At 58.1% G+C, this 10,321-nt stretch carries 6 protein-coding genes and 3 pseudogenes; 3 read left to right on the top strand and 6 right to left on the bottom strand.

Annotated features, from left to right (window positions below; genetic code table 11):
• Window positions 1-110: 110 nt before the first annotated feature.
• Together ACNFG0_RS21185 and ACNFG0_RS21180 are read left to right on the top strand one after the other, a co-directional pair.
• Window positions 111-803, top strand: a pseudogene (locus tag ACNFG0_RS21185) (aldehyde dehydrogenase family protein); the annotation flags it as partial.
• Between the two features lie 127 nt (window positions 804-930).
• Window positions 931-1,752, top strand: a complete 822-nt coding sequence (locus ACNFG0_RS21180; RefSeq protein ID WP_196166840.1) for a sulfite exporter TauE/SafE family protein — start codon at window positions 931-933, stop codon at window positions 1,750-1,752.
• A 66-nt stretch (window positions 1,753-1,818) separates the two neighbouring features.
• On the opposite strand, the gene ACNFG0_RS21175 is transcribed toward ACNFG0_RS21180, so the two are convergent.
• Window positions 1,819-2,853: an ABC transporter substrate-binding protein gene (locus ACNFG0_RS21175; protein WP_416766250.1), complete on the bottom strand. Its 1,035-nt coding sequence runs from the start codon at window positions 2,851-2,853 to the stop codon at window positions 1,819-1,821.
• Window positions 2,854-3,180: 327 nt separating this feature from the next.
• Here ACNFG0_RS21175 and ACNFG0_RS21170 point away from each other — a divergent pair.
• Window positions 3,181-3,729, top strand: a pseudogene (locus ACNFG0_RS21170) (TonB-dependent receptor plug domain-containing protein); the annotation flags it as partial.
• On the opposite strand, the pseudogene ACNFG0_RS21165 reads toward ACNFG0_RS21170, so the two are convergent.
• From ACNFG0_RS21165 to ACNFG0_RS21145, 5 genes and pseudogenes are all read right to left on the bottom strand, one after another.
• Window positions 3,723-4,397 (bottom strand): annotated as a pseudogene (locus ACNFG0_RS21165) (MFS transporter); the annotation flags it as partial. The pseudogenes ACNFG0_RS21170 and ACNFG0_RS21165 overlap by 7 nt on opposite strands.
• A 241-nt stretch (window positions 4,398-4,638) precedes the next feature.
• Window positions 4,639-6,282, bottom strand: coding sequence for an acetolactate synthase large subunit (locus tag ACNFG0_RS21160; RefSeq protein ID WP_196166843.1), 1,644 nt, complete (start codon window positions 6,280-6,282; stop codon window positions 4,639-4,641).
• A gap of 103 nt (window positions 6,283-6,385) precedes the next feature.
• Window positions 6,386-7,837, bottom strand: coding sequence for an aldehyde dehydrogenase family protein (locus tag ACNFG0_RS21155; protein WP_416766248.1), 1,452 nt, complete (start codon window positions 7,835-7,837; stop codon window positions 6,386-6,388).
• Window positions 7,834-8,802, bottom strand: a complete 969-nt coding sequence (locus ACNFG0_RS21150) for an NAD(P)-dependent oxidoreductase (protein WP_416766246.1) — start codon at window positions 8,800-8,802, stop codon at window positions 7,834-7,836. Before ACNFG0_RS21150 ends, ACNFG0_RS21155 begins: the two co-directional genes overlap by 4 nt.
• A 17-nt stretch (window positions 8,803-8,819) precedes the next feature.
• The gene (locus ACNFG0_RS21145; RefSeq protein ID WP_196155164.1) at window positions 8,820-10,211 is read right to left on the bottom strand and encodes an NAD(P)/FAD-dependent oxidoreductase; all 1,392 of its coding nucleotides are present in this window, start codon (window positions 10,209-10,211) and stop codon (window positions 8,820-8,822) included.
• Between the last annotated feature and the right edge of the window lie 110 nt (window positions 10,212-10,321).

The following is a 10,321-nucleotide window of genomic DNA, read 5'->3' as shown; positions in this document are numbered from 1 at the left end:
CGACGAGCCGATGATGCTGCGACAGCCTAGCTGGGCCGCCTGTTCGACGGCCTGGCGGGCCTCTTCCAGGGAGGTGTAGGCGGCCTGGTGAACCTGGACGGTGAAGAGCGCTGGAGCTCGGTGGCAAGAACCCGGCCGTGGTCATGAACGACTGCGAGAATCTGGACGAAGTCGCCCAGTTCGTCACGGCCGGTGCGTTCTGGAACATGGGCGAGAACTGCTCTGCATCCTCGCGCCTGATCGTGCACAAGGATGTGAAAGACGAACTGCTGGGCCTGATCGCCAAGCACCTGAAGGACTGGAAGCTGGGCGACCCGCTGGACCCGGATAACCGCCAGGGCGCGATGGTCAGCAAGTCGCACTTCGAGAAGGTGAAGTCTTACCTGGATTACGCCGCCGAGCACAAGCTCGACGTCGTACAAGGTGGTGAGACAGAAGACGGCGTGTTCGTGCAGCCGACCATCGTCGATGGCGTGGCGCGTGACAGCAAGCTGTTCATCGAGGAGATCTTCGGCCCGGTACTGAGCGTGACCACCTTCCAGACTATCGACGAAGCCATCGAGCTGGCCAACGATACGGTCTACGGCCTGGCTGCATCAGCCTATACCGGTAGCTTGCGCAATGCCCTGCGCCTATCCCGTGAAATCCGTGCGGGCGTGGTGACGGTCAACTGCTTCGGTGAAGGCGATGCCTCGACGCCGTTCGGTGGTTACAAGGAGTCTGGCTTCGGAGGCCGTGACAAGTCCATCTGGGCCCATGATCAGTACACGGAGCTCAAGACCATCTGGATCAACGCGTCGTGACCTGAGCGATACCGGTGCTGTTCTGACGGCGTTCGGCACCCTCCATGGCTCCCGCCTCCACGCAGGCGGGAGCCTTATACATTGAGTCCGTTCGCTACTATCCGGTGCGTGTCGCGAACAACACAATATGGCTTCGGATCGCCGACTGCAATCAAGCTTCAGCGCCACATTGTTGTCGATATTCTTCAATGATCAGGTGCAGAGAAATATGCTTTCTGATGTTGTGCTTGTCTCGCCGTCAGTTACCGCTTACGCCCTGTGCTGTGTTTTCGTGGCTGCGGTTGCGCGGGGTTTTTCCGGTTTCGGCTTTACCCTTCTGGCCATCATGTCACTTTCGTTCGTGTTGCCCTTATCGACGATTGTGCCGGCCATGTTTGTTCTGGAAATTGCTGCCGGTGTGAAGCTTTTGCCCTCCCTCTGGGGACAAGTGCATTGGCGATCCATTCGAATACTGGTCAGCAGTTCGATCATGGCAACGCCGGTGGGCGCGTATCTGCTTGTCAGCCTGCCTGCCGAGTATGTCAAGTTTGTGCTCGCCATCCTGATAATGGCGTGCTGTCTGGTCATGATCACTGGATATAAACTAAAGAGGATGCCCTCGGCCACGCAGACCGCTGCAACAGGTGCAGGGGCAGGGGTGCTCAATGGTTCGCTGGGCCTGGGTGGTCCGCCCGTCATCGTCTTTTTCCTTGGGTCTCCGCTGGCCTTGGAAGCGGGGCGGGCGTCGATCGTTGCCGCGTTTCTGGCAATGGATGTGGCGGCGCTTCCCGCTTTCTGGGCGCTTGGCCTGTTCGGGCGCGAGTCGCTACATCTCGGATTGATGAGCTTGCCGGTGTTGGTAGCGGGCGTGTGGTTGGGTGCGAGGATTGCCCAGCATGTAGAAGAAGCGGTAGCTAGAAAGGTCATTCTCGTACTACTGATGCTGCTTGCCTTGGGTAGCTTTGTTTAACGGCCCGGTACCGCAGGCGACTCAGCGAGTCGCCTTGGCGGCCTCCAAGACAGGTACTGGCTAGCCTTAATTGCCTTTAGCCAGCCACGCGTTGAAGCGCACTTCCAGATCTTCGCCGTGATCGACCCAGAATTCATTGTTGAACGCCAGCGACTGCTTGATATTGGCGGGGAAGGTATTGAGCCGTGGAGCCACACTGGCATCCAGCAGCCCTGCAGCCTGTAAATTCACTGCCCCATAACCTAGCTTTTCTGCGTGGAGCTTTTGAGCCTGTGGCTGCAAGGTCGAGACGATGAACGTTTGCGCAAGCGCCTTGTGCTTGCTGCCCTTGGGAATGGCCCAATAATCGATCGCGTGGATGCTGCCTCCCCAAACGGGTTTGATCGGCGCTCCAGACGCCTGGGCGGCGAAGATTCGGCCATTGAATGCGGTGGTCATCACAACGTCTCCTGCGGCCAGGTACTGCATCGGTTGAGCGCCGGCTTCCCACCACTGGATAGCAGGTTTGATCTTGTCCAGCTTCGCAAACGCGCGGTCAACTCCCTCTGATGTAGCCAGCACTTCATAGACGTTCTCGCGAGGAACGCCGTCGGCAATCAACGCCGCTTCCAATGTGAACTTGGCACCGCGTTGTAGCGCGCGCTTGCCCGGGAATTTCTCTAAATCCCAGAAATCAGCCCAGCCCTGCGGAGCTTCTTTGAGCGCATTGGCGTTGTAGGACAAAGTCATCGACCATACCAGTAACCCCGCTCCGCATTCAGACAGGGTTTCAGGCACAAACGCCTGCGCATCGCCAAACTGGTTCTGATCAAGTGGTTCAAACAGCCCCTCGTCACACCCTCTGACCAACTTGTCTGACTCGACTTGTACAACGTCCCAGCTCACACTTTTGGTGTCCACCATGGCCTTGATGCGGGCCATTTCACCGTTGTACTCACCCGCGATGATTTTCGCTTGGTGAGCTGTTTCGAAAGGTTTGTAGAAAATTTCAGTTTGTACATCTTTGCTGACGCCTCCATAAGAAATAACGGTCATTTCCTCGGCGCTGACTGGAGCGCACATCGCGAGCGCCAGGGTGAGAGAGGCCAAATGCTTATCCATACGCGTTCTTCCTTGTTTTCATTGTGAATGCGGTAGTTGGGGCAGGGCAGCTCCATTTTTCGTGATGGCTGGATGCGGTTCTATAACGTGCAGGACGCTTTATTGAACCGCTCGGCTGAGTGGCAACTTGAATGTCGCTTGCCATGCACGAGCGCAGAGAGTCACCTTGGATCGAGGCAATGAGCACGCGTTGAGAGGCCGGTTGAATGGCTTGTGAAAAGTTATAATATAACGTAAATTTGCGCTCTTTTTCTGGTGGAGCTTCAGGGCTCCGGCCGTTATACGACTGACCGAGGAGGTTCTGGTGGAGGACAGGTTTATCAGACCGGAAGTAGCGTGCTGACTTCCGTGGATGTACTCGGGGCTGACAAAATCGAGGACCAGACGGTTATGAACAGCTGGGAGCTGCTTGGGCAGATGCCAGGCATCCAAATAACGGAGACTCGCCAAGGCGGTGAGTCGGGCAAAGTCAGCTTCCGGGCATTCAATGGTGAAGGTTATATCAACGGGATCAAGACATTGATCGACGGCGTTCCCAGTAACGTCAATAGCGGGAACCAGCGTTTCATCGACATGGTCTTCCCCCTTGATCTTGAGTACATCGAGATGGTTCGAGGGACAAACGACCCGCGTTATGGACTGCATAACATCGCCGGCAACGTCAACATGGTTACCCGGCAGGGGGGCAATTACGTCGACAGCCGCTTGACCTATGGCAGCTTCAATACTCAAGAGCTTCAGCTGGCGACTGGGCTGGAGTCAGGTAATTTTGCGCAGAACTATTTCCTGACCAGTCAAACCTCGGATGGCTATCGAGATCACGACACATCTGAAAAATACTCGCTGAGCGGCAAATGGTTCTACACCGACGATGATGCGGGGCCATAGACGACTTTGATGATTTGCTCGGCTTCTTTCGGGCGCCCTTTGCTCAAAAGCCAGCGCGGCGATTCGGGTGAGCTTATGCGAACCCAGATCAACGCCAGGCCGAAGACAGCGCCACTTGCCAATACCAGGCGCCAGGCATCAGCACCCCCTATGCTTACAATCAGCTCACCAAGCCCATAGGCCACGGCGGCGCTCGCAAACCAGATGATCATGAACCAGGCGAGGCGTGGACCTCGATATTTTTTGGGCATGAACTCGACGAGCATTGCAGTGGCGACCGGATACTCGATGCCTACCGCTATTCCCAATATCAGCCTCAGAACAAATAAGGTGAGGGGGTCGCTGACCCAATATTGAGCCAGTGACGCGACTACAAATAGTATCGGGCCAATAAAGTAGACCCGTTTACGGCCCAGGCGCTGAGTCAGGGAGCCGCCGAGAAAACCGCCAAAGAAAATGCCTATCAGGGCGGATGCCGCGATCATTCCCTCCCAGAAGCTGCTGAGATTGAGTGCGGCAGAGGTGGGCATCAATGCGATGCCGATGATGCTGAGTATGTAACCGTCGACGAAGGAGCCGCCAGCGGAGCGCAAGGTGAGTAGCCGATGAAATCGGGTGAGTGCAACATCTTCGATCGAACGAGTTGGACGAGTCATGGGGTCTCCAAGTCCGGCTGATCTTTTATTTCTTGTTGGCGGCATGACACTGTAAAGAAACATGCGGCACATGATCAGCTTACGAATTAGCCATGGCGCGGCTTGTCAGGCCACAGGCGTTAGAAGGACGGTTGATTTGAACCTTTGATGAAGGGTTTCGAAAAAACGGGCGCTAAGCGCCCGCGTCCCAAGAAGGACTAGTTACCACAAGAGTTCAGGTGACTGGATGGATCGTTTCTCCTCAGACAGCCGCGCTACGCTCGCGCAGGTTTATATTCAGGATGCGATCGTTTTCGCTGTAATCCACCGGGCAGTCGATCACGTGCACACCGGGGTTGGAAACACAGTGGTCCAGCAGGGGCAGCAAGGCATCCGCGCTTTCGACCCGATAGCCATTGGCACCGTACGCTTCGGCATACTTCACGAAATCCGGGTTACCATAGTCCAGGCCGAAATCAGTGAAGCCCATGTTGGCCTGCTTCCAGCGGATCATGCCGTAACCGTCGTCACGCAGGATCACCACGGTGATGTGCATGCCCAGACGCACTGCGGTTTCCAGCTCCTGACTGTTCATCATGAAGCCGCCGTCGCCGCACACCGAAATCACCGGTCGATCCGGGTGCACCAGGTGCGCCGCCATCGCCGATGGCAGGCCGGCGCCCATGGTCGCCAGGGCGTTGTCCAGCAGCACGGTGTTCGGCTTGTGCGCCTTATAGTTGCGGGCGAACCAGATCTTGTAGATGCCGTTGTCCAGGGCCACGATGCCCTCGGACGGCAGCACGCGGCGGATGTCGGCGACCACGCGCTGCGGGTAGACCGGGAAACGGTCGTCGTCGGCGCCTTCGGCGATCTGCGCTTCGTTGGCCTCGCGGATGGCCAGCAGGCGGGTGAAATCCCAGTGCGAGGTGTCGTTCAGCGCTTCGCCAATCTGCCAAACGGCGTTGGCGATGTCGCCGATCACTTCGACCTGCGGGAAGTACACGGCATCGACTTCGGCTGAGCGGAAGCTGATGTGGATGACTTCGGTGCCGCCACGGACCATGAAGAACGGCGGCTTCTCGATCACGTCGTGGCCGATGTTGATGATCAGGTCGGCTGCTTCAATCGCACGATGTACAAAATCGCCGGACGACAGCGCAGCGTTACCCAGGAAGCGCGGGTGGCGCTCGTCGACCACGCCTTTACCCATCTGAGTGGTGATGAATGGGATGCCGGTCTTGTCGATGAGCTGCTTGAGAACCTTGGCGGTCATCTTGCGGTTGGCCCCGGCACCGATCACCAGGATTGGGCTGCGAGCGGCCTGCAGTTTCGCCACGGCAGCTTCGATGGCCTTGTGCTCTGCCAGTGGACGGCGGTGCAGGCTTGGCGAAATGGGTAGTGAGTCGGTTTGCTCGGCAGCGATGTCTTCTGGCAACTCCAGGTGCACGGCGCCCGGCTTCTCTTCTTCAGCCAGGCGGAACGCTTCGCGCATGCGGGCCGGGATATTGTCGGCTGAAGCGAACTGGTGGGTGTACTTCGTGATGGGGTCCATCATGCCGCACACGTCAATGATCTGGAAACGGCCTTGCTTGGACTTCTTGATCGGTTTCTGACCGGTGATCATCATCATCGGCATGCCGCCCAGGTAGGCGTAGGCGCTGGCGGTGACCAAGTTGGTGGCACCTGGACCGAGGGTCGACAGGCTGACGCCGGTCTTGCCGGTCAGGCGACCGTAGGTGGCAGCCATGAAACCTGCAGACTGCTCGTGACGGGTCAGTACCAGCTTGATCTTCGACTTGCGCAGGGACTCCAGCAGGTCGAGATTCTCCTCACCGGGAATGCCGAATACATACTCGACACCTTCGTTTTCCAGGCATTGCACAACGACATCGGCGGCCTTGGCCATCTTGCTAACTACCTCAAAGTCATAATTGTTCGTGCAGCAGGTTTCACGAGACCGACTCGAGGGTCGATCTCGCGAATGAGCAGCTTGCGCTTGAACGGGGACGTCAGGCCAATTGGTACGTGGTCTTGACGCGGGTGAAGAACTGCCGGGCGTGCGTGCCTTGCTCGCGAGAGCCCAGGCTTGATGCACCGTTACCACCGAACGGTACGTGATAATCCACTCCAGCGGTCGGCAGGTTGACCATTACCATGCCCGCCGTGCTGTTTCGCTTGAAATGTTCGGCATGGCGCAGCGAGGTGGTGACGATTCCCGCCGAAAGACCGAAGGCGGTGTCCTCGGCAGCGACAAAGGCTTCTTCGTAATCTCGCACCTTCAGCACGCTCAGTACTGGCCCGAAGATCTCCTCGCGATAGATGCGCATATCCGGAGTCACCTCGGTGAACAGTGCCGGTGTGAAGAGATAGGCGCCTGCCTGGTTTTCGATGCGCTCACCGCCACATACCAACCTGGCACCTTGTTCACGTCCGCTAGCTACGTAGGACAGGTTCTGCTCCAACTGTCGACCGTCAACCACAGGGCCGATATCGGTGGAGGCTTGCAGTGCGTCGCCTACTTTCAGCGCTTGAGTGCGCTCGGCCAAGCGCGCCACGAAGGCGTCATGAATGCCCTCAGTGACGATAACGCGAGAACTTGCAGTGCAACGCTGACCAGTGCTGAAGAACGAGCCATTGAGCGCTACGTCCACCGCCTGCTCCAGGTCGGCATCGTCCAGCACGATCAGTGGGTTCTTGCCGCCCATCTCCAGTTGCACCTTCTTCATGCCTTCAGCAGCCAGTTTGGCGATCTGACGACCCGTATTTTCCGACCCGGTAAAGCTGATGCCGTCTACCTCTGGCGAGCGAATGAGGGTATCGCCCACGCTGCGACCCGGGCCGATAAGCATGTTGAACACGCCGGCAGGCAAGCCAGAGCGGCTGATGATTTCGGCCAAGGCCCAGGCTGAGGATGGAACCAGTTCAGCGGGCTTGAATACTACGCAGTTGCCGAAACACAGTGCTGGCGCGATCTTCCAGGCGGGGATGGCAATCGGGAAGTTCCACGGCGCAATGATGCCAATGACACCCAGCGGTTGAGTGAATACGTCAATACCAACGTCTTGGCGCACTGATTGATATTTCTCACCCTCGGCACGCAGCGCCTCCTGGGCATAGAACTTGAACGAACGCCCGGCGCGGTCGACCTCACCCAGCGCTTCGCGAACGATCTTGCCTTCCTCGCGGGCGAGGAGGGTGGCTAGCTCTTCACGGCGTGCGAGGATTTCGGTACCGATAAAGTCCAACGCATCGGCACGCTGTTGCGGGTTGCTGCGTGCCCATGCCGGCTGAGCGCGGCGCGCGGCTGCGATTGCCTGCTCTGTGAGAAACCGGTCAGCACGCATAAAGCATTCGATCACTTCACCTGGGTTGGATGGATTGCGGTTTTCGAGGATATCGGTGCCGTTTTCCAGGGCAACGAAAGCGCCGTCGACGAAGCTGCTTTTGGTGGCGATGGTCATGCGGTGCGAGTCCTTTTCAGAGTATTGTGGCGGGCAACGAAATCGGTGATGTTGTCGACGGCGCGATCCATCAATTGCTGCATGGCATCCTCACTGCTCCAGGCGATGTGCGGGTTGAGGATGAAGTCGTCGCGATCAATAAGCTGGAACAGCGGGTTGCTTGGGTGCAGCGGTTCAACCTCAACCACGTCGAGTGCTACACCACCCAGGCGACCATGTTGCAAGGCGTCAATCAGCGCTGCCTCGTTGACGATGCCGCCGCGGCCGGTGTTGATGATCACCGCGTCGCTTTTCATGAGCGCAAGCTTCTTGGCATCGATCATGTTGTAGGTTTCTGGCGTCAAGGGCGCGTTGATCGACAGGACATCGCAACTCTTGAGCAGGCTGTCCAGCGGGCGGTTGTCCGGCCCCGGGCGTTTACCACCACGGTCTTCGAACAAAACTTCCATACCGAATGAGCGAGCTAGAGCAGCCAGGCGGATAGCGATCGGGCCGCTGCCGATGATCGCCATCTGCTTGCCTCGCACATCACGGATGCGGTGATCGAAGTAGATATTCTTGTACTCGGCCTGCCCGGCATGCACCTTACGCATCAGGCGGCTGAAGGCGGCCGGGCGACGGAACAGCTCAAGCATCATTGCCATACTGTGTTCGGCGACGGTGTTCGCGGCATAGCCAGGTACGCTGGATACCTCGATACCGTGTGCATCGCAGTAATCGACGTCGACGATGTCGCGGCCGGTGAGTGCCAGGGAAATCATCTTCAGTTTTGGTAACTGACGCAGGTGCTCTTCACGCAGCGGCACGCTGCACGTCAGCGCTATGGTGGCGTCCTTCAGGTGCTCAAGCACTTGGTCGGGATGGGTATAGGCAAACTGCTGCCAGCTATGCTCGCAGTCAGGGCGCTTGAGTTGCGTCGACGCGGCAAGGCCGTCGTCGTCGAGGAAAACAATATGCTCACTCATGATCCTGATCCTGATACTTATTTCTTCTGGGCAGGGACATAGCCGGCGGGAGCCATCGAAACCAGCTGACGGGTGATGAAACCCGCGTCCTGGTCGTGATCCTCAAGGGATTCTTTGCGCACCAGTGCATCACGCACCATATGCGCGCCGAAGAAGCGGAAGGGCTCTGGCGGCAGCAACTTCATTTTCTGATTGACCAGGCCACAGTTGGCCCACTCATCATTGGCGTGAGTGGCCAACGACTTGATGATACGGCTGGCAAAGACTGTGGTGGCCACGCCGTTGCCCGAGAAGCCGATGCCGTAGCTGACGGTCTGGTAATGGTCGAGGTAGCCGAAGTTCGGTAGGCCTTTCATGGCGCGGTCGATCGGGCCGGTCCAGCTGCTGACCACCGGCACGTCCTGCAATTGCGGGTACAGGCGGCGCAGCTCGGCAGCGACCTTGTCGGCGGCTGGTGATGGCTTTTCGTAAAGGTTGCCGATGCGACCGGCGTAGGCGAACTGGCCCAGTGGCTTGCCGAACACCACGCGACCATCCGGGGTGTTGCGCCAGTAGTTGAGCACGGTGCGTGAGTCGGTCATGCACTCTCCGCCGCTGAAGCCGATGGCATCGAGCTTGGCTTTGACCGGCGCGGTAGCCACCATGTCGCTGGACATGATCGCAATCATGCGACGCAGCTCTGGGAACTGTGCGCCCCAAGCGTTAAGTGCGAGCACTACGTGATTTGCTTTCACCCGACCCATGGCTGTGTGCACCACCGGGTTCTTGCCACGTTCCAGGTGAGTGAACGGAGATTTCTCGAAGATCTTCACCCCGAGCTTCAGGGCTACCCGGCGAAGACCGCGAGCCAGCATTGCGGGCTGAACAGTGGCGGCGTTAGGGTCGTAGATACCACCTAGAACCAACGGCGAGCCCACGCGACCGCGAATGGTCTCTCGATCCAGCTCCTGGAATGGATTGACATCGAGCTTCTGCAGGCCGTCGGTCAGCACCTTCCAGGAGCCCATCTGCCGCTGGTTAGTGGCAGTCCACAACCAACCGTCTTTACGGTACTGGGCATCGATACCGTGCTCCTGGCAGAAACTGCCAATTTCATCGATGGCCGACTCAGCCGCTTCGCAGATGCGCCGCGCTTCGACGTCACCGCAGATGGTGCGTACCGACAGATATTTGCCCCACCAGTTCGTGGCGATACCACCGTTACGTCCACTGGCACCGGACCCGCAACGGTCGCGCTCGACGATAACGATGGTTTTTTCCGGGTGCGCCTGCTTCAGACGGATGGCCGACCACAGACCAAGGAAGCCGCCGCCGACGATGCAGACATCCGCTTGAATCGTATCCTGCAGAGCAGGGGCCAGATCGCTGTCCAGGTCGAGTGCCTGGGCATACCAGAATCCACGGTACATAGTGAGTGCCTTTGAGCATGTTGGTTTTTGTCAACATGATGCTCAGTAAACGGCTGCCTAGATATTACGCTCATGACAATTGATCGTACGCTTGCGCTGATTCGTGCCGG

The organism is Pseudomonas sp. NY15372, assembly GCF_048068215.1.
Taxonomy (GTDB): domain Bacteria; phylum Pseudomonadota; class Gammaproteobacteria; order Pseudomonadales; family Pseudomonadaceae; genus Aquipseudomonas; species Aquipseudomonas guariconensis_A.
The sequence above is the reverse complement of the archived record's forward strand: the minus strand, read 5'-3'. Positions and strand labels throughout refer to the sequence as shown.

Coding starts and splice junctions, on each gene's coding strand:
- ACNFG0_RS21180 (WP_196166840.1), top strand. CDS start 931: ATGGCTTCGGATCGCCGACTGCAATCAAGCTTCAGCGCCACATTGTTG.
- ACNFG0_RS21175 (WP_416766250.1), bottom strand. CDS start 2,853: ATGGATAAGCATTTGGCCTCTCTCACCCTGGCGCTCGCGATGTGCGCT.
- ACNFG0_RS21160 (WP_196166843.1), bottom strand. CDS start 6,282: ATGGCCAAGGCCGCCGATGTCGTTGTGCAATGCCTGGAAAACGAAGGT.
- ACNFG0_RS21155 (WP_416766248.1), bottom strand. CDS start 7,837: ATGACCATCGCCACCAAAAGCAGCTTCGTCGACGGCGCTTTCGTTGCC.
- ACNFG0_RS21150 (WP_416766246.1), bottom strand. CDS start 8,802: ATGAGTGAGCATATTGTTTTCCTCGACGACGACGGCCTTGCCGCGTCG.
- ACNFG0_RS21145 (WP_196155164.1), bottom strand. CDS start 10,211: ATGTACCGTGGATTCTGGTATGCCCAGGCACTCGACCTGGACAGCGAT.